Source organism: Rhodococcus sp. SG20037 (assembly GCF_031763325.1).
Classification (GTDB): domain Bacteria; phylum Actinomycetota; class Actinomycetes; order Mycobacteriales; family Mycobacteriaceae; genus Rhodococcus_F; species Rhodococcus_F qingshengii.
Genome location: NZ_CP134497.1, coordinates 3111957 through 3137165, shown reverse-complemented (window position 1 = coordinate 3137165; position 25209 = coordinate 3111957). Strand labels below are relative to the sequence as shown.

26 protein-coding genes are annotated in these 25209 nt (G+C 63.2%); 10 read left to right on the top strand and 16 right to left on the bottom strand.

What is annotated here, in order from left to right:
* Nucleotides 1–2: 2 nt before the first annotated feature.
* The 9 genes from zwf to RHP72_RS14610 all read left to right on the top strand — a co-directional run bounded on the left by zwf (nucleotide 3) and on the right by RHP72_RS14610 (nucleotide 6988).
* On the top strand, nucleotides 3–1547 hold the full coding sequence (gene zwf, locus RHP72_RS14650; protein WP_030536404.1) for a glucose-6-phosphate dehydrogenase: 1545 nt from the start codon (nucleotides 3–5) through the stop codon (nucleotides 1545–1547).
* The gene (opcA, locus tag RHP72_RS14645; RefSeq protein WP_003944921.1) at nucleotides 1547–2455 is read left to right on the top strand and encodes a glucose-6-phosphate dehydrogenase assembly protein OpcA; all 909 of its coding nucleotides are present in this window, start codon (nucleotides 1547–1549) and stop codon (nucleotides 2453–2455) included. The genes zwf and opcA overlap by 1 nt, the downstream gene beginning before the upstream one ends.
* Nucleotides 2448–3188 carry a 6-phosphogluconolactonase gene (pgl, locus tag RHP72_RS14640; protein ID WP_030536405.1) on the top strand — a complete coding sequence of 247 codons (741 nt, stop codon included), beginning with the start codon at nucleotides 2448–2450 and terminating at the stop codon, nucleotides 3186–3188. The genes opcA and pgl overlap by 8 nt, the downstream gene beginning before the upstream one ends.
* A gap of 338 nt (nucleotides 3189–3526) precedes the next feature.
* The gene (locus RHP72_RS14635) at nucleotides 3527–4447 is read left to right on the top strand and encodes an SDR family oxidoreductase (protein ID WP_030536406.1); all 921 of its coding nucleotides are present in this window, start codon (nucleotides 3527–3529) and stop codon (nucleotides 4445–4447) included.
* Between the two features lie 25 nt (nucleotides 4448–4472).
* Nucleotides 4473–4817 carry an iron chaperone gene (locus RHP72_RS14630; protein ID WP_030536407.1) on the top strand — a complete coding sequence of 115 codons (345 nt, stop codon included), beginning with the start codon at nucleotides 4473–4475 and terminating at the stop codon, nucleotides 4815–4817.
* Between the two features lie 32 nt (nucleotides 4818–4849).
* On the top strand, nucleotides 4850–5572 hold the full coding sequence (locus RHP72_RS14625; protein ID WP_003944997.1) for an AAA family ATPase: 723 nt from the start codon (nucleotides 4850–4852) through the stop codon (nucleotides 5570–5572).
* Nucleotides 5573–5599: 27 nt separating this feature from the next.
* Nucleotides 5600–5920, top strand: coding sequence for a TfoX/Sxy family protein (locus RHP72_RS14620; protein ID WP_003944891.1), 321 nt, complete (start codon nucleotides 5600–5602; stop codon nucleotides 5918–5920).
* Nucleotides 5921–6054: 134 nt separating this feature from the next.
* Nucleotides 6055–6303: a hypothetical protein gene (locus RHP72_RS14615; protein ID WP_207624530.1), complete on the top strand. Its 249-nt coding sequence runs from the start codon at nucleotides 6055–6057 to the stop codon at nucleotides 6301–6303.
* 172 nt (nucleotides 6304–6475) lie between these two features.
* Nucleotides 6476–6988, top strand: a complete 513-nt coding sequence (locus tag RHP72_RS14610) for a hypothetical protein (RefSeq protein ID WP_230587563.1) — start codon at nucleotides 6476–6478, stop codon at nucleotides 6986–6988.
* Here the strand turns inward: RHP72_RS14610 and RHP72_RS14605 are convergent.
* From RHP72_RS14605 to secG, 3 genes are all read right to left on the bottom strand, one after another.
* A complete protein-coding gene (locus RHP72_RS14605; protein ID WP_042919818.1) occupies nucleotides 6975–7760 on the bottom strand; it encodes an oxidoreductase in 786 nt (261 codons plus the stop codon). The two genes, RHP72_RS14610 and RHP72_RS14605, sit on opposite strands and share 14 nt — an antisense overlap.
* Before the next feature lie 104 nt (nucleotides 7761–7864).
* Nucleotides 7865–10639, bottom strand: coding sequence for a phosphoenolpyruvate carboxylase (gene ppc, locus RHP72_RS14600; protein WP_311094834.1), 2775 nt, complete (start codon nucleotides 10637–10639; stop codon nucleotides 7865–7867).
* 103 nt (nucleotides 10640–10742) lie between these two features.
* The gene (gene secG, locus RHP72_RS14595; protein WP_003944946.1) at nucleotides 10743–10976 is read right to left on the bottom strand and encodes a preprotein translocase subunit SecG; all 234 of its coding nucleotides are present in this window, start codon (nucleotides 10974–10976) and stop codon (nucleotides 10743–10745) included.
* A gap of 209 nt (nucleotides 10977–11185) precedes the next feature.
* Between secG and RHP72_RS14590 the strand changes: the two genes are divergently transcribed.
* Nucleotides 11186–11956, top strand: a complete 771-nt coding sequence (locus RHP72_RS14590; RefSeq protein WP_311094833.1) for a tyrosine-protein phosphatase — start codon at nucleotides 11186–11188, stop codon at nucleotides 11954–11956.
* Between the two features lie 89 nt (nucleotides 11957–12045).
* On the opposite strand, the gene tpiA is transcribed toward RHP72_RS14590, so the two are convergent.
* The 13 genes from tpiA to rpe form a co-directional block, all read right to left on the bottom strand.
* Nucleotides 12046–12831: a triose-phosphate isomerase gene (tpiA, locus tag RHP72_RS14585; protein ID WP_042445664.1), complete on the bottom strand. Its 786-nt coding sequence runs from the start codon at nucleotides 12829–12831 to the stop codon at nucleotides 12046–12048.
* Nucleotides 12832–12837: 6 nt separating this feature from the next.
* Entirely contained in the window at nucleotides 12838–14049 is a 1212-nt protein-coding gene (locus tag RHP72_RS14580; RefSeq protein WP_003944901.1) for a phosphoglycerate kinase, read from the bottom strand.
* Between the two features lie 17 nt (nucleotides 14050–14066).
* Nucleotides 14067–15086, bottom strand: coding sequence for a type I glyceraldehyde-3-phosphate dehydrogenase (gap, locus tag RHP72_RS14575; RefSeq protein WP_003944851.1), 1020 nt, complete (start codon nucleotides 15084–15086; stop codon nucleotides 14067–14069).
* A 158-nt stretch (nucleotides 15087–15244) separates the two neighbouring features.
* On the bottom strand, nucleotides 15245–16222 hold the full coding sequence (whiA, locus tag RHP72_RS14570) for a DNA-binding protein WhiA (protein WP_021344225.1): 978 nt from the start codon (nucleotides 16220–16222) through the stop codon (nucleotides 15245–15247).
* Nucleotides 16219–17283 (bottom strand): uridine diphosphate-N-acetylglucosamine-binding protein YvcK, encoded by a 1065-nt coding sequence (gene yvcK, locus RHP72_RS14565; protein ID WP_042445666.1) that lies wholly within the window; start codon nucleotides 17281–17283, stop codon nucleotides 16219–16221. The genes whiA and yvcK overlap by 4 nt, the downstream gene beginning before the upstream one ends.
* Complete coding sequence (gene rapZ / locus RHP72_RS14560) at nucleotides 17280–18179, bottom strand: RNase adapter RapZ (RefSeq protein ID WP_003944872.1); 900 nt, start codon at nucleotides 18177–18179, stop codon at nucleotides 17280–17282. Before rapZ ends, yvcK begins: the two co-directional genes overlap by 4 nt.
* Complete coding sequence (uvrC, locus tag RHP72_RS14555) at nucleotides 18176–20368, bottom strand: excinuclease ABC subunit UvrC (RefSeq protein ID WP_054828415.1); 2193 nt, start codon at nucleotides 20366–20368, stop codon at nucleotides 18176–18178. The genes rapZ and uvrC overlap by 4 nt, the downstream gene beginning before the upstream one ends.
* A gap of 74 nt (nucleotides 20369–20442) precedes the next feature.
* On the bottom strand, nucleotides 20443–20916 hold the full coding sequence (locus tag RHP72_RS14550) for a PH domain-containing protein (RefSeq protein ID WP_007727982.1): 474 nt from the start codon (nucleotides 20914–20916) through the stop codon (nucleotides 20443–20445).
* Nucleotides 20913–21410, bottom strand: a complete 498-nt coding sequence (gene ribH, locus RHP72_RS14545; protein WP_003944999.1) for a 6,7-dimethyl-8-ribityllumazine synthase — start codon at nucleotides 21408–21410, stop codon at nucleotides 20913–20915. The genes RHP72_RS14550 and ribH overlap by 4 nt, the downstream gene beginning before the upstream one ends.
* A complete protein-coding gene (locus RHP72_RS14540; protein ID WP_003944833.1) occupies nucleotides 21407–22681 on the bottom strand; it encodes a bifunctional 3,4-dihydroxy-2-butanone-4-phosphate synthase/GTP cyclohydrolase II in 1275 nt (424 codons plus the stop codon). Before RHP72_RS14540 ends, ribH begins: the two co-directional genes overlap by 4 nt.
* A gap of 110 nt (nucleotides 22682–22791) precedes the next feature.
* Entirely contained in the window at nucleotides 22792–23400 is a 609-nt protein-coding gene (locus RHP72_RS14535; RefSeq protein ID WP_003944892.1) for a riboflavin synthase, read from the bottom strand.
* A 5-nt stretch (nucleotides 23401–23405) separates the two neighbouring features.
* The gene (ribD, locus tag RHP72_RS14530; protein ID WP_030536416.1) at nucleotides 23406–24458 is read right to left on the bottom strand and encodes a bifunctional diaminohydroxyphosphoribosylaminopyrimidine deaminase/5-amino-6-(5-phosphoribosylamino)uracil reductase RibD; all 1053 of its coding nucleotides are present in this window, start codon (nucleotides 24456–24458) and stop codon (nucleotides 23406–23408) included.
* An 8-nt stretch (nucleotides 24459–24466) separates the two neighbouring features.
* Nucleotides 24467–25150, bottom strand: coding sequence for a ribulose-phosphate 3-epimerase (rpe, locus tag RHP72_RS14525; protein WP_030536417.1), 684 nt, complete (start codon nucleotides 25148–25150; stop codon nucleotides 24467–24469).
* Nucleotides 25151–25209 lie beyond the last annotated feature (59 nt).

Sequence of the window (25209 nt, the reverse complement as noted above, 5' to 3'; positions counted from 1 at the left end):
CTGTGAGCGATTCCGCGGCGGCATCAGATTGGGTGAATCCCCTTCGGGACAGCACCGACAAACGGCTTCCGCACATTGCGGGGCCCTGCGCCCTGGTGATTTTCGGTGTTACCGGCGACCTTGCCAGGCGCAAGCTCATGCCCGCCATCTACGACCTCGCCAACCGTGGACTGTTGCCGCCCGGATTCGCTTTGGTCGGGTTCGCCCGGCGTGACTGGACGGACGAGGACTTCACGAACGTCGTCCTCGAAGCAGTCAAGGACGGCGCTCGCACCAAGTTCCGTCAGGACGTCTGGGAGAGGCTCGCCGAAGGTATCCGGTTCGTGGAGGGCAGTTTCGACGAGGCCGAGGCCTTCCAGAACCTGTCCGACACGTTGGCCACGCTCGACAACGAACGTGGTATCGGCGGCAATCACGGTTTCTACCTTGCGATTCCGCCCAACGCGTTTCCTCAGGTGCTCGAGCAACTGTCGGCGTCGGGCCTCGCGCAGGCCGAGGACGGTCAGTGGCGACGAGTCGTCATCGAGAAGCCGTTCGGCCACGACCTCGAGAGCGCTCGCGAACTGAACGCCGTCGTCAACAAGGTGTTCCCCGAGGACACGGTCTTCCGTATCGACCACTACCTCGGTAAGGAAACCGTCCAGAACATTCTGGCTCTGCGCTTCGCGAACCAGTTGTTCGATCCGATCTGGAACGCGCACTACGTCGACCACGTTCAGATCACGATGGCCGAGGACATCGGCCTCGGTGGACGCGCGGGGTACTACGACGGCATCGGCGCGGCCCGTGACGTGATCCAGAACCACCTGCTGCAGTTGCTCGCGTTCACGGCGATGGAAGAACCCATCAGCTTCGAGCCGCTCAATCTGCAGGCGGAGAAGATCAAGGTCCTCTCGGCTACTCGCCTTGCCGAGCCCCTCGACGAGACCACCGCCCGCGGCCAGTACGCGGGCGGCTGGCAGGGTGGGCTGCCGGTGGTCGGGCTCCTCGAAGAAGACGGCTTCGCAGCGGACTCCATCACGGAGACCTTTGCCGCCATCACCCTCGAGGTCGACACCCGCCGCTGGGCGGGTGTGCCGTTCTACCTGCGCACGGGCAAACGACTCGGACGCCGTGTCACCGAGATCGCGGTGGTGTTCAAACGTGCACCGCACCTACCGTTCGACAAGACGATGACCGAAGACCTCGGCCAGAACGCTCTGGTCATCCGCGTGCAGCCCGACGAGGGCGTCACCATGCGGTTCGGCTCGAAGGTTCCCGGATCGAGCATGGAAGTCCGTGACGTCAACATGGACTTCTCGTACGGCCAGGCTTTCACCGAGTCGTCTCCGGAGGCGTACGAGCGGCTCATTCTCGACGTGTTGCTCGGCGAGCCGTCTCTGTTCCCGGTGAATGCCGAAGTCGAATTGTCTTGGGAGATCCTCGATCCCGTCCTCGAGCACTGGGCTGCCGGCGGTAAGCCGGAACCCTACGAGGCCGGAACGTGGGGACCACCGTCTGCGGACGAAATGATGCAACGCACCGGACGCGAATGGAGGCGACCCTAGTGATTCTCGATTTGCCGTCCACCACCACGGTCCAGGTCAGCAAGAAACTGGTCGAGGTACGTAAGACCGGCGGCGCTGTCACCTTGGGACGAGTGTTGACGCTCGTCGTCTGCACCAGGGACACCGGGAATGCCGAGGAAGCCATCGAGGCCGCCAACGAAGCAAGCCGCGAGCACCCTTGCCGCGTCATCGTGCTTCTGCGTGGCGACGAGCAGAGTGAGCCCAGGCTCGATGCTCAGATCCGTGTCGGCGGGGACGCCGGCGCCTCGGAGGTTGTCGTGTTGCGTCTCTACGGTCCGCTTGCGGATCACGAGAGCAGCGTCGTCATCCCGTTCCTGCTCCCCGACACCCCGGTAGTCGCGTGGTGGCCCCTCGAGGCACCCGAGATTCCGGCGAAGGACCCCGTCGGGAAGCTCGCGATACGGCGCATCACCGATGCCACCGGCGCCCCCGATCCGACCGCCACCATCAAGGGGCGACTCGCGTCGTACACCGCCGGCGATACCGATCTCGCCTGGAGTCGCGTCACCTACTGGCGCGCGCTCCTCGCATCGGCTCTCGATCAGCCGCCGCACGAGAAGATCACCTCAGCGGTGGTCTCCGGTCTCAAAACCGAACCGGCACTGGATATTCTCGCCGGTTGGTTGGCGGCCAAGATCGACGGTCCGGTCATTCGGCGTACGGGTGAGCTGACGGTCGAGTTGAAGCTCGAGACTCGCAGCATCTCCATCAGTCGTCCTCAGGAGGGCACGACCGCTACGTTGATCCGCACCGGTCAGCCTGACGCGCTGGTTTCTCTGGGTCGTCGAGAGACACGCGATTGCCTCGCCGAGGAATTGCGTCGGCTCGATCCGGACGAGATCTACGAGGAAGCTCTGGCCGGATTGGAGAAGGTGACCTATGAGTGATGTTGTCGTAGAGAAGTTTTCCGACGCCGGCCAACTTGTCGACGCTGCCGCCGCACGCCTGGTCACGACCATCGTCGATGCCCAGAAGGCTCGAGGGTTTGCGTCCATCGTGCTGACTGGCGGTGGAACCGGCATCGCACTTCTGGAGAAGTTGCGTGAAGCTCCCGGCGACATCGACTGGTCGCAGATCGATCTGTACTGGGGCGACGAACGGTTCCTGCCGTCCGGCGATCCCGAGCGAAACGAAGTCCAGGCTCGTGAGGCGCTTCTCGATCATGTGCCGGTCGATCCCGACAGGGTACATGCGATGGCCGCATCCGACGGTATCTACGACGGTGATCCACACGGGGCGGCGACGGCGTACGAACAACTGCTGGGCGCTCAGGCACACGGGAATCAGGTTCCGACGTTCGACGTGCACCTGCTCGGTATGGGCGGCGAAGGACACGTCAACTCGTTGTTCCCGCATACCGACGCTGTTCGCGAAGAAGCGCGTTTCGTAGTCGCGGTGACGGACTCCCCCAAGCCGCCACCGGTGCGGATCACCCTCACGTTGCCTGCTGTTCGGCGAGCCAAAGAGGTCTGGCTGCTCGTCTCGGGTGCTGCAAAGGCCGAGGCCGTTGCCAAAGCCGTCGGAGGTGCTTCGGCCGACGACTGGCCGTCTGCCGGCGCCACCGGTTTGGTTGCGACACGTTGGTTCCTCGATTCGGACGCTGCCTCGCAGCTTCCCTGATCTGATTTCACAGATCTGATTTCACAGATCTGATTTCACACCGGTCGGGAATCGTCTTCGGGCGATTCCCGGCTTGGTGGTACGTCGACGACTTCCTCACCGTGGCGACTTTCGATTACCCGCCGAGTCCGGATCCGATGCGAATTTCCTTTTGACGGAACGGAACTCAATCCCGAGATCCCGTTTCTCCAACCAGCACTGCGCCCCACACAACGATCCATCTCTCCCCTACCTCCTTCATCCGAGTGATTACTACCTTGGACGCCGCGAAGTAAGGTTCGGTTCCGCAGATCGCGTTCACTCTTGAACGAAGCAATCCAGGCGAGAACAATCGAACAATGTCGTGGACACCGAATCCGGACGCACTTCGCGGGCGAGTGGCTGTAGTTGCCGGGGCGACGAGGGGCGCCGGACGCGGAATCGCCGCGGCCTTGGGCGAGGCCGGTGCAACCGTCATCTGCACTGGCCGGAGCACATCTGCCGGAATTCTTCAGTCGGACTATCCGCGCGGAGAGACCATCGAAGAGACGGCAGAGCTGGTCACCGAGCTGGGCGGCGTCGGCGTGCCGATTGCCGTCGATCATCTCAAGAGCAAACAAGTGGCTGATCTCGCCGAACGCTTGCGAATCGACTATCACCATATCGACATCTTGGTCAACGACATCTGGGGCGCGGAATTACTCAAGGGTGGGCCGGCGGAGTGGAACACGCCGGTATGGGAACACGATCTGGACAAGGGGTTTCACATCTTGCGTCTGGCGATCGACACCCACATCACCACGTCGCACCACCTCCTGCCGCTCATGACTGATCGGCCAGGCGGACTGGTCGCCGAAATAACCGATGGCACTACCGAATACAACGCATCGAACTATCGCATCTCGGTGTTCTACGACTTGGCCAAGGTGTCCGTGAACAGGCTCGCATTTTCGCAAGGCCACGAACTTGCCCCGTTCGGCTGTACTGCCGTCGCCATCACTCCCGGGTTCCTGCGATCGGAGATGATGCTCGAGAATTTTGGTGTCGGCGAATCGAATTGGCGTGACGCTTTGTTGCCGGAGCGGGATGGTCCGACTGCGCCCGCGGATTTCGCACGCTCCGAGTCACCGAGATTCATCGGACGTGCGATCGCGGCCATCGCTGCCGATCCGAATCGACAGCGATGGAATCAGCGATCGGTCAGTTCAGGCGAACTCGGAACGGAATACGGGTTCACCGACGCGGACGGCAGCCGCCCCGATTTCTGGCGGACCAAATGAATCCGGCTGCGATTATGATCCGCGCATGGCCGAATTCGCGACGATCAACGAATACATCGCTTCGTTTCCCACCGACGTGCAACCAGCCCTCGAGAGTATCCGCGAGACGATTCACAACACGGTTCCAGGCCTCGATGAGACCATCAGCTATCAGATGCCGACCATGACGGTGCACGGAAAGAACCTGATTCACTTCGCAGGCTGGAAAAACCACATCTCGATGTACCCGCTCCCGGCGGGTGACGCCGAGTTCGAGAAGTCCGTCGACCCTTACCGGGCTGCGAAATCAACGGTGAAGTTCCCGCTGAACAAACCGATCCCTCTCGATCTCGTGGCTCAGATCGTCGAATTGCTCGCGCAGCGCCACTAACGTCCGTTCTCGTCGGAGCCTTGTGAGAACGTATGGCCGTGCAGAGACAACCCATCCGCCGCATCAAGGCCGGGCCATCGTCGGGCGCCGACGTAGGCAGCTGGCCGATGACGGTGCCTGCAGTCGCGCAGATCGTTCAGCACGGTCTCGAGCTACCACCGGGTGTCACCATTCTGGTCGGCGAAAACGGAGCGGGAAAGTCGACCGTCATCGAAATTATTGCCGCCGTTCTCGGTCTCAACGCCGAAGGCGGGTCGACCAATACGCGGCATCAGACTCGATCGAGTGAACCGGGCGGCCTCGACCTTGTGCTCGAGCGGAGTCCCGGAGCATCGAAGTGGGCGTACTACCTCCGAGACGAAACCCTGCACGGTTTGTACACGTACTTGGAGGACAACCCCAATCCCAAGCGACCTGAACCGCTTTACCATCACCTCTCCCACGGTGAGGCGCTGCTCGAGATCCTGTCGTCGAGGACCTCCGACGGCGGCTTCTATCTCATCGACGAACCCGATGCCGCACTCTCCTTCCAGGGGACCCTGACACTGGCCGCGCTGCTCGGCGAGCTGGTGGAATCCGGCGCGCAGGCGGTGATCGCGACGCACTCGCCGATCATCGCGGCGCTGCCGAACGCCAACCTGCTCGAGATCGGCGAATGGGGAATCCGAGCCTCGAGCTGGGAGGACCTCGATCTGGTTTCGAACTGGCAGCGGTTCCTTCACGACCCGCACACGTACCTGCGCCATCTGATCTAACCTGGAACTCCACCCCAGGAGGCCTCCATGGCATACGACAAAGCGCTGGCTGAGCGTATCCGCGATGCGCTCTCGGGCGAGGACGACGTCGAGGAAGTAAAGATGTTCGGTGGGCTGAGCTTCATGGTGAACGGGAAGCTGGCCGCCAGTGCGAACTCACACGGCAACATCATGGTTCGGTGTGACCCCGATCGAGTCGACGAGCTTCTGACGCACAAGGGTGCAAGCTGGCCCGAGATGCGGGGTAAGCCGATGAGCAAGGGATGGATCGTCGTCGACCGAACCGGGACGAGTTCGAACGTCGAATTCAACGCGTGGATCAAGGAAGCTCTGGACTTCGTTCACTGACAGCTGGGGTGCGTTGCCGAAGATATCTGACGAGACTGGTGTGGCCGCGGGCTCTCGCGTCGATGAGAGACTGAACCGTGCCCGATCGACCTGAGATTGTCTGTATCTGCGGCTCTGCGCGATTCGCTGAAGAGATGCGGGAGGCGAACCGCGACCTGACGTTCGCGGGCGTGATCGTCGTCGCGCCGGTTGAAGCAGACGAGGCGGTCTCTGTCGAGCAGAAGAACCTGCTCGACGCGCTCCATCTGCGCAAGATCGACCTCGCCGATCGGGTTCTGGTCGTCAACCCTCGCGGATACATCGGTGAGTCCACGCGCCGAGAGATCGCGTACGCGCGCGCCGCCGGCAAACCAGTGTCGTTCACGACGCCGTTTGATCAGTAAGCGCCTCGTCGGTGCGGGCCGCAACGAATATTCTCACGCCGAGTTGCTCGAGCCCTAGCGCCGGTTCGATCAATTTCGCTCGATTCGGCAAAAGTGAACTGGGCGGCCCTTAGACTCCGGAAAAGCATTGGATTGGGCGGCTCGACGCCGCGGAGGAAAGGTGGTCCGTCGCGTGACGTTCACACCCAATCAGCCGGATCACCAACGCGCCTTCGGGTTTCAGACGCCGTCGACCCGCGCAATTCCCTCCCTCATGCCCGACCGTTTCGGACCTAGCCTCATCGGATCGCTCTGGGCGTGCGCCGGGATCGTCGCCGGAAGCCTCGGCCCGTGGACGTCATCCTCTGCGCTGGACCACAGTGGTGTCGACGAATGCGGAGCGATCACTCTCGTCCTCGCTCTGTGCGCGGTGACCGCGTTGATCACCCTCATGGTTCGAGACGTCACGCCCGAGATCAAGAATCACTGCACCGGCCCTTTGGTCGGAATCGCGGTATTGATCGTTGCCGTCGGAAACGCCGCGTCCATCGTGCGACGTAGTACCGAGTTCGCAGGGCACACTGCCGGACCGTCCATCGGGTGGGGACTGTGGGTGGTCATCGCGTCCGCAGTGATCCTGTGCATCACGTCGTCGACCGTCGCGCACATGATCAGGTTTCAGGCAGCAATGATCACAAGGTCTTGATCAGACCGCCGTCGATCACGAAATCCGCGCCTGTCACGTTCCCCGCACGATCGCTGGCGAGGAACAACACCAGGTCGGCAACCTCTTCGGGGAAGGTAAACCGCCCAGTCTCGGCTCCGGCCGCGGCGCTTTCGACGATGTCGTCGGCGGCTGATCCACTCGCCTTCGCCAGCGTCGAGGCCACTCCGTGCTTGCCGAGCCACAACTCCGTTTGCACCGGGCCAGGGCTGACGGTATTGACGCGGATCCCCTGCCCGCCCAGTTCTTTCGACAACGACTTCGAGAAGTTGGTCAATGCCGCTTTGGCGGCGCTGTAGTCGATCACCGTGGGGTCAGGTAAGAATGCGTTGACCGAACTGATCGTCACGATGCTCCCTCCACCTCGGCGGATCAACTCCGGCAGCGCAGCGCGAACAGTGCGTACAGCAGACAAGAACGTCAGATTGAACGACGCCGCCCACTCTTCGTCCGTGATGGCCGCGAAACCGCTCGTTCTCGGGGTGACGGCGCCGACGTTGTTGACCAGGATGTCGACGCCGCCCCTCGCTGCTGCAACCTCGAGCAGTCGGGTTGATCCTTCGACACTCGCGAGGTCGACGCCGACAAAGGTGACGGCGCCGCCGGACTGCAGCGATTCGAGTTCCGGCGAGAGCGTCCGCGAGCCCGCGACGACGTGGACTCCCTCGGCCACCAGGGCCCGAGTGATCGCCAACCCGATACCTTTTCCCGCGCCGGTAACGACGGCAGTTCGTCCGTCCAATTGCAGATCCACTGCGGTCCCCGTTCGGTCCGGTGCGCAGCGTTGGGTGTGCGTGCGACAGCTCTAGAGTCGCCGCACGCACACCCTGGTAAACCTGCAGAACCAGCCGCTGTTACCTAGCCACTGTTACGAAGCGCAGTGGCCAGGCCGTTCATCGTCAGCTGGATACCCCGACGCACCTGATCGCTCTCGTCGCCGGAACGGTACCGACGGATCAGCTCGACCTGTAGATGGTTGAGAGGTTCGAGGTACGGGAACCGGTTGTGGACCGAACGCTCGAGGCCCGAGTTGTCGGCAAAGAGGTTCTCGTTGCCCGTGATTGCCTTGTACATGCGAATTGTGCGTTCGTGCTCGTCGGTGATCATTCCGAAGACTCGATCGCGCAGTTCGGCGTCGGGCACGAGGTCCGCGTACCGGGCCGCCAAACCGAGATCCGACTTCGACATCACCATGGCCATGTTCGAGAGCACGGTTCGGAAGAACGGCCACTTCTCGTACAGGGCCGTCAACGTGGCAAGCCGAGTATCGTCTCCGTCTATCCATCTTTCGAACGCGGTGCCGGTTCCGTACCAACCCGGAAGCATCACGCGAGACTGACTCCACGAGAGCACCCAGGGAATCGCTCGCAGGTCGGAGATCGCCTTGGTCTGCTTGCGAGAGGCCGGACGAGAGCCGATGTTGAGTGCCCCGATCTCGGCGACCGGTGTCGACGCTTCGAAGTACTGCACGAATCCTGGTGTGTCGTGCACCAATTCGCTGTACGCGGTGCGGGCGAGGGCCGCGAGCTCGTCCAGTACCGCGTAGGCAGCGTCGGCATCGCTGCCGAGTCCTTCGACGTCGAGCAACGTCGACTCGATAGTCGCGGCGATGAGTGTTTCGAGGTTGCGATGTGCCAGACGCGGTTCGGCGTACTTGGCCGCAATCACCTCACCCTGCTCGGTGATTCGCAGAGAACCCGCGACTGCACCGGGAGGCTGAGCCAGAATCGCTTCGTAACTCGGTCCGCCGCCACGTCCGACGGTTCCGCCGCGGCCGTGGAAGAGCCTCAACCTGATTCCGCTCTTACGCGCGGCATCGACGAGGTCGAGTTCGGCACGGTACAGCGCCCAGTTGGCTGCCAGGTACCCGCCGTCCTTGTTCGAGTCGGAGTACCCGAGCATCACTTCTTGACTGTCACCACGGGAACGGACGATCGCACGATAGATCGGGATGTCGAGCGTCGCCAGCAATGTGTCGGCGCCGCCCTGCAGATCCTCGATCGTCTCGAACAACGGCACGATGCCGATCGGGCACGAGGGCTCGCTACCGACGCCCGGATCGAGCACCCCGACCTCTTTGAGCAGCACTGCAGCCTCGAGCATGTCACTGACCGAGGTACACATGCTGATGATGTAGTTGGGTACCGCACCCGCTCCGAGAACCCGCACTGCCTTGGCACCGGCCGCCATGATGGCCAGTTCCTTGGTGGTCAATTCGCTGAACTCGGCGTCCGGCGAAGTCAGTGGTCGCCGCGTCGTCAACTCGGCCGACAGCAATTCGACTCGATCGGCTTCCGGCAAGGACGCGTAGTCCGGGTGAACTCCGGCCCACGCCAGAAGTTCTGCGACGACGCTTTCGTGTACCTCGGAGTTCTGCCGCATGTCCAGACCGGACAGGTGAAAGCCGAACACCTCCACCGCTTCTCGGAGCCGATCGAGTCGATCGTCGGCGATGGTCTCGTCACCGAAACGACGCAACGAGGTGTCGATGATTCCGAGATCCCGCTGCAACTGTGCCGGGTCGGTGTACGCCTCGAGTCCGTCGTCGGAGCCGTGGGCGGGCAACTCCCCCAGTACCGTCAGTGCTGTGGCGCTCAAGCGCCCGCGGATACCGCGAATCGCGCGACGGTACGGCTCGTCGGCCCGGAAGGCAGAGTCGTCGCCGGAGGTAGACGCCAGCAGATCGAGTTCGGGCGTGACGGAAACCAGCCGCGCCGACATCGACAGTTCACGCTCGAGATGTTCGAGTTCCTCGAGGTGATGCTCGAGAGCAGTCGCCGCAGCGCGCGACGTGGCGCGCTGGACGATTTCGCCGGTCACGTACGGATTGCCGTCTCGGTCACCGCCGATCCACGAACCCGGCCTCAGGATCGGTTCCGGCAGGAGCCCGGCGTCCGGCCAACGCGCGCGCAGAGCTTTGCGAACCTCGGCGTTGATCTTCGGAATCACCTCGAACAACGCTGCGTCGTAGTAGCGCAGGCCTACCTCGATTTCATCCTGGATGCGGAGGCGGCTGAGCCGGATCAGAGCCGTCTGCCACAGGGTCAGGATCTGACGGCGCAATTGCAGATCGACATCAGCGGTTTCTGCGACGGTCAGCGCCGTGCGCTCGCGGTATCGCATCAACTCGGTGATCCGACTCTGCGTCTCGAACACCGTACGGCGTCGAGTCTCCGTCGGGTGAGCGGTGATGACGGGTGAGACCAGGGCGCCCCGAAGCGCTTCTTCGACGGTGGCCGAATCGATATCGGCTGCATCAAGTTTGGTGTACGTGGCCGCGAGAGTGCTGTCGCGGGGCGGTTCCCCCGCGTTGACGTGGATGGCCCGTCGACGCTCGCGATGGATGTCCTCGGCCAGGTTGGCGAGCAGTGCGAAGTGACTGAACGCCCGGATGACGGGAATGGCGTCGTCCGTACTGATTTCGGCGAACAGCGACACCAGTTCGGCGCGATCGATCTCCGAACGACGGACTCGGAACGACTCGACACGGGCTCGCTCGACCAGATCGAACACATTGTCGCCGGCTTGCTCTCGCACTATTTGTCCGAGTATTCCGCCGAGAAGCCGGATGTCTTCGCGTAGCGGCTCGGTGGCTTCTCGCGGTGTTTCTCGATGCGACGCGGTTTCAGTCATCACACAATTATCGACCGAAACAAAGAACCCCGCTCGATAGGCGGGGTTCCGTGTCTGAAATTCGTGTGTGAAAAACTACCGGCTGTAAGTCATGAGCCGAGAATCAGGCGAACTTGATCTCCAGGCCGATGCCGACGATCGAAATGAGCCAGATCAACGCGGTGAAGACCGTCAACCGGTCGAGGTTCTTCTCGACAACAGTCGATCCGGACAGGCTGGACTGGACACCGCCACCGAACAGACTCGACAAACCGCCGCCCTTACCGCGATGCAGGAGCACCAAGGCGATGAGGAGCAAGCTGGTGATGACCAGCAGGATATCCAGGAACAGTTTCATGTCTGTCTACGTCCACCAATCCAATAGGGACAACTACAACCGATAACACCATACAGGCGCGCGCAGATAGCCTGACCACATACCCGCCTCGCACATAACTTTGCACCCGGCCAGGCACGACTCTTGGTCAGTGGCATCGATCACACTGTCGAGATACCGATTCAGTAGTTTTTCAGTTGACGCGACTCTACCTCCGAAAGGCCGGCTCCATGCTTTCCGACACTGCCCTGCCCGACACACCACGTCTGGCTTCGATTCACAACTTCCGCGACGTGGCCGGCCCCGGGTACGTCACGACCAGCGGACAGGCGATGAGCCGCGGAGTCTTCTACCGTGCAAACGTACTGACGCCCTCGCCCGAGGATCTTGCAATCGTGGAATCGCTGGGGCTGACCGCCGTCTATGACGTGCGCTCCGAAACCGAGGCGAACGAAACTCCCGACATCGTGCCGGCGCCGGCGATGTACGCCCACATTCCCATCCTGTCCGGAAACATCCACGCCGAAGCGATGGCTCTCCGAACAGCGGACGCTGCAACAGCTTTCATGCAGAACATCAATCGCAGCTTTGTCGCAGACCCCGTCACTCGGAACGGATTTTCGCAGTTGTTCGCCGCCCTGGCGACCACCGAGGGGCCGCAACTCTTCCACTGCACGGCGGGCAAGGACCGAACAGGTTGGGCGGCAGCACTACTGCAGACACTCGCTGGTGTACCGAGCGAAACGATCACGGCGGACTACCTGCTCACGAACACGTACTCGGCCGAGTACATCGATGCAACAGTCGCGAAGATCGCCGCTGCCACAGATGCAGACAAGGGCGAGGTGATCCGGTTGCTGCTTTCCGTCGACGCGAGTTACCTGGGCGCTGCCTTCGAGCAGGTCGAGCACCAGTACGGGACCGTCGAGAACTATCTGACCGCCGGGTTGGAGCTTGCTCCCGAACTCGTCGGCGCTCTGGAAACCAAACTGGTGAGCTGACTCGCGAACAAAAAACTGCGGGTGTGTGACCTACTCGGTCACACACCCGCAGTCTTAGTCTCGAGCAGTTTCAGCTCACTACCCGATCATCACGGGAGCGGACCGCCTGCAGCGATCGCAGACAGTGTCGCGAACTCGTCAGCCTTGAGTGACGCGCCGCCGACAAGAGCGCCGTCGACGTCGGTCTGGCCGACGATCTCTCCGACGTTCTTCGAGCTGACGCTACCGCCGTACAGAACGCGAACGCCGGCCGCGACCTCGGCGTCGGCAAGTTCGGCCACTGTTGCTCGTACCGCAGCACACACTTCCTGTGCATCGGCGGCAGAAGCGACACGGCCGGTGCCGATGGCCCAGACAGGTTCGTACGCGATGACGATCTTGGAGATCTCCTCCGCGCTCAGGCCCGCCAACGAACCCTTGAGCTGGTCGACGTTGTAGGCGACATGCTCGCCCGCTTCGCGGATCTCGAGGCCTTCGCCGATGCACACGATCGGCGTGAGGCCGTTCTTGAGAGCAGCCTTCGTCTTCGCGAGGACGGTCTCGTTGGTCTCACCGTGAAGGGTGCGACGCTCGGAGTGACCGACCACGACGAAGGTGCAACCGAGCTTGGCCAGCATGGAGCCGCTGATCTCGCCCGTGAACGCACCCGAGTCATGAGCCGAGACATCTTGCGCGCCGTACGTGAGGAGGAGCTTGTCGCCCTCGATCAGCGTCTGGACGCTTCGGATGTCGGTGAACGGCGGGATGACCGTGACGTCCACTTTGTCGAAGTACTTCGCAGGCAAGGAGAAAGCGATCTTCTGCACCAGGGCGATAGCCTCGAGGTGGTTCAGGTTCATCTTCCAGTTGCCGGCGATCAACGGCTTACGTGCCATGTCGGATCAGCCTTCCAGTACTGCGATGCCAGGCAGCTCTTTGCCCTCGAGGTACTCGAGGGAAGCGCCACCACCGGTGGAAATGTGCGAGAAGCCCTCGTCCGGGATACCGAGCTGACGAACGGCTGCTGCGGAGTCGCCGCCGCCGACGACGCTGAAGGCGCCCTTCTCGGTTGCCTCCACGATTGCCTCGGCGACACCGCGGGTGCCTGCCTCGAACTTCGGGAACTCGAACACGCCCATCGGGCCGTTCCAGAACACCGTCTTGGCGCCGGTCAGGATCGCGGCAAAGCGCTTGACCGACTCCGGTCCGATGTCCAGACCCATCCAGCCGTCGGGAATCTTGTCGAACGGAACGATCTTCGACTCGGCATCGGCCGAGAAGGAGTCCGCGACGACAACATCCTGAGGGATGTGGATGACGTCGGCGTACCGGTCGAGGAGATCCTTGCAGGTCTCGATCATGGACTCTTCGCACAGCGAATTGCCCACGGACACACCCTGAGCCGCGAGGAACGTGTAGAACATTCCGCCGCCGATCACCAGAGTGTCGACCTTCGGTGCCAGTGCCTCGATGACGGCCAGCTTGTCCGAGACCTTGGAGCCACCGAGCACCACCGCGTACGGACGCGCTGCGTCCTGCGTGAGCTTGGCGAGCACCTCGACCTCGGCGCCGACCAGGTATCCGGCGTAATGCGGGAGCAGCTTCGCGACGTCGAAGACCGACGCCTGCTTACGGTGAACAACACCGAATCCGTCGGAGACGAATGCGCCGTCGTCACCGACCAGCTCGACGAGAGCCTTGGCGAGCTTGACCCGCTCGGCTTCGTCCTTGCTGGTCTCGCGAGGGTCGAAACGGATGTTCTCGAGCATCAGGACGTCACCGTCGGTGAGTCCTTCGGAACGAGCCAGCGCGTCCTGTCCCACGACGTCACCGGCGAGTTGCACGTTACGACCGAGGATTTCGGCCAACTTCGCGGCAACCGGTGCGAGGGAGAACTTGGGATCGGGCTGACCGTCGGGGCGCCCGAGGTGCGCGGTCACGATGACCTTCGCTCCACCCTCGGCGAGTGCCCGCAGGGTGGGAGCGGACGCGACGATGCGACCCGGGTCCGTGATTTCTCCGCCATCCAACGGGACGTTGAGGTCGGAACGCACCAGTACGGTGCGCCCCTCGACCCCAGCGTCCAGCAGATCCTTCAGCGTCTGAACTGCCACTGTTATCGAAACTCCGCTCAGAGAGACTTGGCGACGAGGCCGATGAGGTCGGCGAGGCGGTTGGAGTAGCCCCACTCGTTGTCGTACCAGGAGACGATCTTGACCTGGTCGTCGATGACCTTCGTCAGACCCGAGTCGAAGATCGACGAGTGCGGGTCGGTGACGATGTCCGAGGAGACGATCGGTGCGTCGGTGTACTTCAGGATGCCCTTGAGGGGTCCCTCGGCAGCAGCCTTCATCGCAGCGTTGATCTCGTCGGCGGTGGCCGACTTCTTCAGGTTCGCGGTGAGGTCGGTGACCGAGCCCGTGGGGATCGGCACGCGCAGTGCGTAGCCGTCGAGCTTGCCGAGCAGCTGCGGAAGAACCAGGCCGATTGCCTTGGCTGCACCGGTACCGGTGGGAACGATGTTGAGGGCAGCTGCGCGGGCGCGACGGAGGTCTGCGTGCGGAGCGTCCTGCAGGTTCTGATCCTGGGTGTACGCGTGGATCGTGGTCATCAGACCCTTGACGATGCCGAACTCGTCGTCGAGAACCTTGGCGATGGGGCCGAGGCAGTTGGTGGTGCACGACGCGTTGGAGATGATGTTCTGGCTGCCGTCGTACTTGTCGTCGTTGACGCCCATCACGATGGTGATGTCTTCACCCTTGGCCGGAGCCGAGATGATGACCTTCTTGGCGCCGGCTTCGAGGTGTCCCTTGGCCTTTGCGGCGTCGGTGAAGATGCCGGTGGACTCGACGACGACGTCGACGCCCAGCTCGCCCCAGGGAAGTTCGTTCAACGGGCCACGGTGTGCGAGGGCCTTGATGCGCTGATCGCCGACGACGATCGTGTCGTCACCGTCGAGCGACACGTCGTACGGCAAACGGCCGAGGATGGAGTCGTACTTCAGCAGGTGAGCGAGCGTCGCGTTGTCAGTCAGGTCGTTGACTGCCACGATCTCGATATCGGTGGTTCCGAGCGCCTTCTGCGCATCCACCGCCCTGAAGAAGTTACGTCCGATACGGCCGAAACCGTTTACGCCAACCCGGACAGTCACAATTCGCTCCTTTGACCATGATTCTGGTGTGCAACTTGACCCACGCATACTCCGAATCCGTGTGTGCACGACGCGGACGTGGGGTTCATCGGTCGATGTGACTCATACCCTAATGCGCGTGGCCCGAACGTGCGCAGCCCACCCTGACGGAGGGCAGGTCACCCCTCTTCGAGTAGCTCCACATTCACTGCGGATTCGGTGTCGGGTATGCCCGTTTCCTTGGCCTTGCGATCAGCCATGGACAGCAGGCGACGGATACGTCCGGCAACGGCGTCCTTGGTCATCGGCGGGTCGGCCAACTGGCCGAGTTCTTCGAGGGACGCCTGCCGATGCTCGACGCGCAGAGCACCCGCCGCCGCGAGGTGATCGGGCACGTCCTCACCGAGGATCTCCAACGCACGCTCGACGCGCGCAGCAGCCGCAACGGCAGCGCGAGCAGAGCGTCGCAGGTTTGCGTCGTCGAAATTGGCGAGACGATTGGCGGTGGCGCGGACCTCGCGTCGCATCCGCCTCTCCTCCCACACCAGACGTGTGTCCTGGGCTCCCATTCGGGTCAGGAGATCGCCGATGGCCTCACCGTCGCGGATCACCACACGATCCGTTCCGCGAACCTCACGTGCCTTCGCCGAGATCCCCAGACGCCGCGCAGCTCCAACCAGAGCAAGTGCAGCTTCCGGGCCGGGGCAGCTCACTTCGAGCGCCGACGAACGGCCGGGTTCGGTCAGGGAACCGTGCGCGAGGAACGCACCGCGCCACGCTGCTTCGGCGTCGCCGACACTTCCGCCGACGACCTGCGCAGGCAAGCCGCGAACCGGGCGCCCGCGAAGATCGAGCAGTCCCGTCTGGCGCGCGAGGGCCTCACCCTCCTTCGCTACACGCACGATGTAGCGAGCGGACTTTCGAAGCCCGCCCGCACTGAGTACGTGCACATCGGCACTGTAGGTGAACAGGTCGAATATCTCCCGGCGCAGACGTCGCGCCGTGGAGCCCAGATCCACCTCTGCTTCGACGACCACCCGGCCGCCGACGATGTGGAGCCCACCGGCAAAGCGCAGCAACGCGGAGACCTCTGCCTTGCGGCAGCTGACCTGAGTCACCACTAACCGGCTCAGTTCGTCCTTGACCTCCGCTGTCATTGCCACGAAGCGTTCTCCCTCTGTTCTTCGGATTGCTGTTCTTGCAGGGAAGACTGTGTCGAATCCCCTACTGCCGCACTGCTCGACAGTTCAGCCAGTACATCGGCCAGTTTTGCCGGATCGTGTACATGCGCTGCGCCCGGTGAGGTGTCCGCGACATCCGCGTACCTGACTTCGGCTGAAAATTGATCCGCCGCACGCTGCAGATGTTCACGTTCACGCCCGGCCGGTACCGACGCCGAGTCGACCACCACGTAGTCGACCCGGAAATCGGGCACGTGTTGGGAGAGTACGTGCAGGTGACGCTCCGCGGAGAATCCGGCGGTCTCCCCCGGCTCGGGTGCGAGATTGAGCACCAGTACCTTTCGAGCCTTCGTCGACGACAGTGATTCGACGAGTTCGGGTACCAGGACGTGTGGGATCACGCTCGAGAACCACGATCCCGGGCCGAGAACCACGAGATCGGCACGATCGATCGCAGTCACGGCATCGGGGCACGCGGGCGGATTGGACGGGAGCAGTCTCACACGCCGAACCTTGCCCGGGGTGGTCGCGACGGCAACCTGTCCACGAATGCAGCGGCTGACGCGGGGGTCCTCTTCGAGTCCCTGAACGTCGGCTTCGATCTCGAGCGCGATCGGCGACATCGGCAGCACACGGCCACGGATTCGCAGCAGTCGCGCCATCTCGTCGAGCGCGACGACCGGATCGCCGAGCACCTCGGTCAGTCCGGCCAGGATGAGATTGCCCACCGAATGCCCGGCAAGTGCGCCGACACCGCCGAAGCGATGCTGAATGGTCCGAGTCCAGTCGACTATCTCGGGTTCGTCCGACGCGAGAGCAGCCAGCGCCATCCGGAGGTCTCCAGGCGGGATGACGCCGAGTTCGGCGCGCAGCCGGCCCGACGAACCACCGTCGTCGGCGACCGTGACCACGGCGGTGACGTCGAACGTCAAGCGTCTGACGGCCTGGAGCGTGGCGAACAATCCGTGCCCGCCGCCGAGCGCGACGATGGCCGGCCCTTCGGGTGTCTCCCGCGAGCGATGTGTCGGTTCACTCATTCGCGCCCCAGATCCCGGTGCACGATGCTGACCGAGATGTCGTCCTCGGAACCCAAACGCCTCGCGAGAGCTTCGGACATTGCCACGCTTCGGTGCTTACCGCCGGTGCATCCGACCGCAATTGTCATGTAGCGCTTTCCTTCTCGTCGATATCCGGCGATCGTCAAATCCACCAGATGTCGGTAGGTGTCGAGATAGTCTTCCGCGCCCTCGCGGGACAACACGTAGTCGCGGACGTCGGCATCCTGACCGGTGTGCGGGCGAAGTTCAGGGATCCAGTGGGGATTGGGCAGGAATCGAACGTCACAGACGAGATCGGCGTCCATCGGCAGGCCGTACTTGAATCCGAACGACTGGACCGTCACCTTCATCGTGCGGTTGGCATCGTTCCCGAACGCCGTTTCGATCTTCTGACGCAGCTGATGCGCCTTCAGCGCCGACGTGTCGATGACCAGATCGGCGGCCGCCTTCACCACGGCCAACTGCCGACGCTCGGCTGCGATCCCTTCGGACAACGTGCCGTCGATGCCGTCGTTCTGCAACGGATGACTGCGGCGCACCTGTTCGAACCGTCGGATCAACACGTCGTCCGACGCTTCGAGGTACAGCACCCGAGTATGGATCGGTTCCGCCTCGAGTTCGGTGAGCACCCACCCGAGATCGCCGGTGAAGAGTCGACTCCGCACGTCGATCACGACGGCCAGACGATCGACCGGCGGATCGGAGGTCAGGCTCAGACCGACCATTCGGGAAATGAGCTCAGGTGGCAAATTGTCCGCGACATACCAGCCGAGGTCTTCGAGCACCTTGGCAGCGGTACTCAAACCTGCTCCGGACAATCCCGTCACTAGCAGGAAATCCATCGTTCGACTGTCTTTGGCGCTGTCGGTAGTCACTGTGCACTCGGCCCCGTCGTCGGCATGGACAATTCTCGCGACTCGGAGCCCTCGTCATCGCTACCGGATTCGGCACTGGGCGCGTCAGCAGACGTAACAGACGATTCGGATTCCGTGTCCAGCTCATCATCCCCTACCGCGGCTGGCAGCGCTCGAGCTTCAGCACCCGCGTCGGCTGCAGCCGAATCCGTGCCGAGTGCGGCCAGAACTGCTGTGGCGGTGGTCTCACCGATACCGGGGACCTGCATGATCTCCTCGGCCGTTGCCGTTTTCAGCTTCGCCACGGAACCGAAGTGAGCCACCAGAGCGGTTCGACGAGTTTCACCGAGCCCCTTGACCGAATCCAGAGCCGAAGCCGTCATCCGCCTCGAGCGTTTGCTGCGATGGAACGTGATCGCGAAGCGGTGGGCTTCGTCTCGGATGCGCTGCAGTAGGTACAACGACTCGCTCGTCCGAGGGAGGATGACCGGATCTTCTTCCCCCGGCACCCATACCTCTTCGAGTCTTTTGGCCAACCCGACTACCGCGACGTCAGTGACCCCCAGCTCGTCGAGGACCGCCGCTGCCGCCGTGACCTGAGGGGCGCCGCCGTCCACGACGAACAGATTGGGCGGATAGGCGAACCGCCGAGGCCGGCCCGTCGCCGGGTCGATCGCCGCTTCGGGAGCCAGATCCCCACCGTCCGAGTCCATGGTCGACGCCGACGCCGCGAGGACGCCCAGGTCGCGGTTGTGGCGCAGGAACCGCCGACGCGTGATCTCGGCGATACTCGCGACGTCGTCGGAATGACCGTCGCCGGCAGCTTCCTTGATCGCGTAATGGCGGTAGTCCGACTTACGCGGGAGCCCGTCCTCGAACACGACCAGTGACGCCACGACGTCGGTTCCCTGGACGTGACTGATGTCGATGCATTCGATTCGTAGCGGAGCCGAGTCCAGGTCCAGTGCTTCCTGGATGCCCTGCAGCGCCGCGGAACGCGAAGTGAAATCGCCGGCGCGCTTGAGCTTGTGCTGCGCCAGAGCCTCTTTCGCGTTTCGCTGGACTGTTTCGGCGAGGTCTTTCTTGTCGCCGCGTTGCGGAACCCGCAGTTGCACTTGCGATCCCCGAAGCTTGCTCAGCCACGCCTGGATCTCGGTCGCGTTTGCCGGCAGAACCGGCACCAGAACTTCCTTGGGAACTGCGCTGATCCCGGCCTCGGAACCCGCTCCCGGGTCGAGGGCCGCCTGCTCCCCGTAGAACTGGGTGAGGAACTGCTCGACCAGGATCGGCAGGTCGGACTCGGCGTCGAGTGCGGCCCAGTCGATGGCGTCGCCTGCCTTCTCCACGACCCATCCACGCTGGCCCCGCACGCGTCCGCCCCGCACGTGGAACACCTGAACGGCGGCTTCGAGATCATCGGTGGCAAAGGCGACGAGATCGGCGTCGGTGCCGTCACCGAGTACGACGGCCTGCTTCTCGAGCGCCTTGCGCAAAGCCCCGATATCGTCACGCAGACGGGCTGCGGTCTCGAAGTCGAGGTCCTCGGAAGCCTGCTGCATGCGCTTTTCGAGATCTTTGACCAACTTGTCCGTGCGGCCGGCGAGGAAGTCGCAGAAATCTTCGACGATCTGACGATGCTCCTCGGCGCTGACTCGCCCGACGCAGGGCGCCGAGCACTTGTCGATGTAGCCGAGCAGACACGGCCGGCCGATCTGGTTGTGTCGTTTGAAGACTCCGGACGAGCACGTTCGTGCGGGAAACACTCGTAGCAGCAGATCGAGTGTTTCGCGGATGGCCCAGGCATGGGAGTAGGGACCGAAGTACCGGACACCCTTGCGCCGCGGACCGCGGTAGACGAACAAGCGCGGGAACTCTTCGTTGAGCGTCACAGCGAGAACCGGATACGTCTTGTCGTCGCGGTACCGGACGTTGAACCGCGGATCGAATTCCTTGATCCAGTTGTACTCGAGCTGAAGCGCTTCGACTTCGGTACTGACGACGGTCCACTCGACGCTGCCGGCGGTGGTCACCATCTGCCGAGTACGGGGATGAAGTGTCGTGACGTCCGCGAAGTACGAGTTCAAACGTGAACGGAGGCTTTTCGCCTTTCCGACGTAAATGACCCGACCATGCGGATCGCGAAATTTATAGACGCCCGGCGCAGCCGGAATGGTTCCGGTAGCGGGGCGGTAAGTCGAGGGATCCGGCACGGTTTCAGGTTAGTCGCCGCCACCGACCGACTCGGAAACGCGCAGGATGCGGGCACCGAACCGGTCGGAAGACGTCAGTTGCTCTTGTGCGCGACCGGTGCGTAGCGGTCGGCCAGTTCGCGGAACTTACCGACCGTGTCGACGGCGTACTCGCGGTCGTTGGACTGGATCGCCATCACTGCCATGTACTCGTCGTCGGGCAATTCGATGCGTGCCCAGGCGGCACCGTCGGGGAACGAGAGTCCCTCGAACAGATCCCAGTCGACGATCTTCTCGCCCAAGATGTTTCGTACGGCGATACCCTGCTTGCCCACCTTGACCCGGGGCCGCGTCAACATCAGTACACCGAGAGCCAGAATGGTGCCGATGCCTGCCATCGCAAGTTGGTCCGCGGCGCGGAAGTACACGCCGGTGGACCCCTGGCGGAGCAGGAGTGCAAGTGTGACGTGAACGATCACCAGGAGGACGGCAACTCCGATCGCGTATCGCGTCGACTTACGCGGTGACGCAATCAGTTCCCAGTTCTCGTTGTCGCCGGGTGTACTCATCGAAACGAATCCTCGGTCCATGGTGCTCGGAGATGACGCAGGGTCACTGCGGTGTCCAGTGCGGCGGCGCAGGCCTGTGCGCCCTTGTCCTCGACGCTACCCGGCAGACCCGAACGGTCAAGAGCCTGCTGCTCGGTGTCGGTGGTCAGCACACCGTTCCCCACGGGGGTGCTTTCGTCGAGCGAGACGCGTGTGAGGCCCGCGGTGACCGCGTCGCACACGTACTCGAAGTGCGGCGTGCCACCGCGGATGACAACACCGAGAGCGACGACGGCGTCGTGCGTGCGCGCCAATGCCTGCGCAACGACCGGCAGTTCGATCGCGCCGGCGACACGGACCAGTGTCACGTCCTTGATCTGTGCTTCCTGCGCGACGCGCTGCGCGCCGGCGATCAGGGCCTCGGAGATCGTCGCGTGCCACTGCCCGGCAACGATCGCCAGCTTCAGATCCTTGGCCTCGGCGATCGCGAGCTGCGGCTGACCTTCGCCGCTCACAGTGCGGTTCCCGGCTGTGCGGTGTTCTGGTTCGCCTCGTACTCGTCCAGTCCGATCAGATCGTGCCCCATCCGATCGCGCTTGGTGCGCAGGTAGGTGAGGTTCTCCGCATTCGCGCGCAGCGGCATCGGAACACGATCGGTGATCTGCAGGCCGTAGCCGTCCAGACCCACACGCTTGGCCGGGTTGTTGGTCAGCAGACGCATCGACGAGATCCCCAGATCGACGAGGATCTGGGCACCGATGCCGTAGTCACGGGCGTCCGCCGGTAGGCCGAGTTCGAGATTGGCGTCGACGGTGTCGGAACCGGCGTCCTGGAGCTGGTAGGCCTGCAGCTTGTGCATGAGACCGATGCCACGACCCTCGTGCCCGCGCATGTACAGAACAACGCCGCGGCCCTCCTGGGCGACCATGTCCAGTGCGGCGTCGAGCTGCGGGCCGCAATCGCACCGCAGCGAACCGAAGACGTCGCCGGTGAGGCACTCGGAGTGAACGCGGACGAGCACGTCGCTACCGTCTCCGTCGGGGCCTGCGATGTCGCCGCGCACCAGCGCAACGTGCTCGACCTCGTCGTAGATGCTCGTGTAGCCGACAGCGGTGAACTCACCGTGGCGGGTGGGGATGCGGGCCTCGGCGATACGCAGCACGTGCTTCTCGTGCTTGCGACGCCACGCGATGAGGTCGGCGATCGAGATCAGAGCAAGGTTGTGTTCGTCGGCGAAGACTCGCAACTCGTCGGTCTGAGCCATCGCGCCTTCGTCCTTCTGGCTGACGATTTCGCAGATGACGCCGGCAGGACGCAGGTCCGCCATGCGGGCGAGGTCGACTGCAGCTTCCGTGTGGCCAGGACGACGCAGTACTCCGCCTTCCTTCGCGCGGAGCGGAACGACGTGACCGGGGCGAGTGAAATCGTTGGCACCGGATTCGGGGTTGGCGAGCAGACGCATCGTCGCAGCGCGGTCCGACGCCGAGATGCCGGTACCGATTCCCTCACGGGCGTCGACCGTGACGGTGTACGCCGTGCCGTGCTTGTCCTGGTTGGTGGCGTACATCGGGGGCAGGCCCAACCGATCACAATCGTCACCGTCGAGCGGCACGCACAGGTAGCCGGAGGTGTACCTGACCATGAACGCCACCAGTTCCGGGGTGGCCTTCTCGGCGGCGAAGATGAGGTCGCCCTCGTTCTCGCGATCCTCGTCGTCCACGACGACAACAGCTTTACCTGCAGCGATATCTGCTACTGCGCGCTCGATACTGTCGAACCTGGTCACGTGCTCGCACTCCAAAGTCTTGACTTTTCACATCATCGAATACAACAAGTGCATCCGACGGATGCACTGACAACCCTACGACCAATCGGACGGGTCCGATCAGCCTGGTCCTACCGACCGGCAGAGTGAAGCCGCTCGACGTACTTGGCGATCACGTCCACCTCGAGGTTGACCGGCGTACCGACCACAGCGGTTCCGAGCGTCGTCAACTCGAGCGTTGTCGGGATCAGCGAGATCTCGAAGTACTCGAACCCGCGGTCTCCGCCCAGCGCGGAGACCGTCAGCGAGACTCCGTCGACGGTGATCGAACCCTTCTCCACGACGTAACGGGAAATGGAGTCGGGCAGTGCGATCCGCACTACCTCCCAGTTCTCGGACGGCGAGCGGGAAATGACGTGGCCTGTTCCATCGACATGCCCTTGAACCAGGTGGCCGCCGAGTCGGCTGTTCAGCGCCGCGGCACGCTCGAGGTTGACGCGAGAGCCGACATCCAATTTCGCCAGGCTCGAGCGGTTCAGGGTTTCCTGCATGACATCTGCGGTGAACGAACCGTCGGCAAGCACGTCGACCACCGTCAGGCACACTCCGTTGACCGCGATCGAATCACCGTGACCGGCGTCGGAGGTGACCAGTGGCCCGCGCACCGTGAAACGTGCAGCATCGACCAGTTCTTCCTTGGCGACAATTTCGCCGAGTTCTTCCACAATTCCTGTGAACACGCGCCCTACTCCTCGTTCCCCGGAGCAGAACTCTCCGGAACCAGACTCAACAAAATATCGGGGCCGATCGTTACCGCAGACTCCAAACGGAATCGGTGGGCGTCGGTGATGGTGTGCACTCCGGCATCGACGAGTGCGGAGGCGCCCGCGCCGAGCAGGATCGGAGCGATGTATGCCTCTATGACGTCGACATATCCGGCGGCAAGGAATGCTCCGGCCAGACGGGGCCCACCCTCGAGAAGTACGTCCGTGTACTCCCCCAACGCCTCGACTACTTCGTCGATGTTGTCGGTGTTGAGCACCAAAGTCGGTGCGGTGTCGTCGAGAATGCTTGCCGTCGAGGGTATTTCGCGCTTTCCGACGACGACCCGAACGGGCTGATGCGCCGCGAGCTCACCGGTGGGCTGACGCGCCGTCAGCCACGGATCGTCGGCAAACACGGTGCCGGTACCGACCACGATCGCATCGATCTGCGCTCGCTGCGCATGCACGCGCGCCCTCGCCTGCGGACCGGTGATCCACTGACTCGTTCCGTCCTCGGCGGCGCTGCGTCCGTCCAGACTGGCCGCGTACTTCCACGTGATGTGCGGGCGACCGGTGCGCTGTTTGTGCAGCCAGGCCCGCAGTGGACCAGCTTCCACCTCGGGTGCTCTCAGTCCGGCCGTGACGCTGATTCCAGCGCGCATGAGCGTCGCTGCGCCGCCGGAAGCCTCGGGATTGGGATCACCGACGGCGTAGACAACCGCCGAGACTCCGGCATCGATCAATGCCTGTGAGCAAGGGCCGGTTCGTCCCTGGTGATTGCACGGTTCCAGTGTCACCACTGCCGTACCGCCACGCGCTGCATCGCCGGCCTCGTCGAGAGCCACGACCTCCGCGTGCGGTCCACCGGGCGGTTGCGTCATACCGACGCCCGCGATGGTTCCGTCGGCAGCGAGGATGACCGCGCCGACCGGTGGGTTGGGGCTGGTGAATCCGCGCGCGGAATCAGCTGCGGCCAGCGCGATCTGCATCGCGGCGTCGAGATCAGCCGTCGACGCCTGTCCACCCTTTGCCATCGAGCGGCTCAGACCGACAGCGTCAGGTGCGGCGACGCCGAGGCGGCCTGCGCGCGCAGCTTGCGCACCGCCTCACCGGGATCACTCGCTCCGTACACCGCCGAACCGGCGACGAAGCAGTCGATCCCTGCTTCAGCGGCCTGCTCGATCGTGGAAGCGTTGATGCCGCCGTCGATTTCGACAAGGAGCGTCAGCTCACCCGAGTCGACGAGCTTTCGAACTGCGCGTGCCTTGTCGAGCACCTGAGGCATGAAGGACTGACCACCGAATCCGGGTTCGACGCTCATGATCAAGAGGGTGTCGAAGTCCTCGAGGATTTCCAGGTAGTCGTCGATCGGGGTTCCAGGCTTGATGCTCAGCCCCGCCTTGGCACCAGCTGCACGAATATCGCGGGCAACCGAACGCGGATCGTCGGTGGCCTCGGCGTGAAACGTGACGTTGTACGCACCGGCCTCGGCGTACGGCGGCGCCCAGCGCTCCGGATTCTCGATCATGAGATGGCAGTCGAGCGGAATATCCGTCGCCTTCAGCAGACTCTCGACCACCGGCAGACCCAGCGTGAGATTGGGAACGAAATGCGCGTCCATCACGTCGACGTGAAGCCAGTCGGAGCCGGACACGGCAGTCGCTTCATCAGCGAGTCGAGCAAAATCTGCGGACAGAATGGACGGTGCAATCATCGGGGAAGCCACGACGCCGAGTTTAGCTGTGTCTCATTGCCGACCGTGCATGCACATCGGAGCCGGTGAAA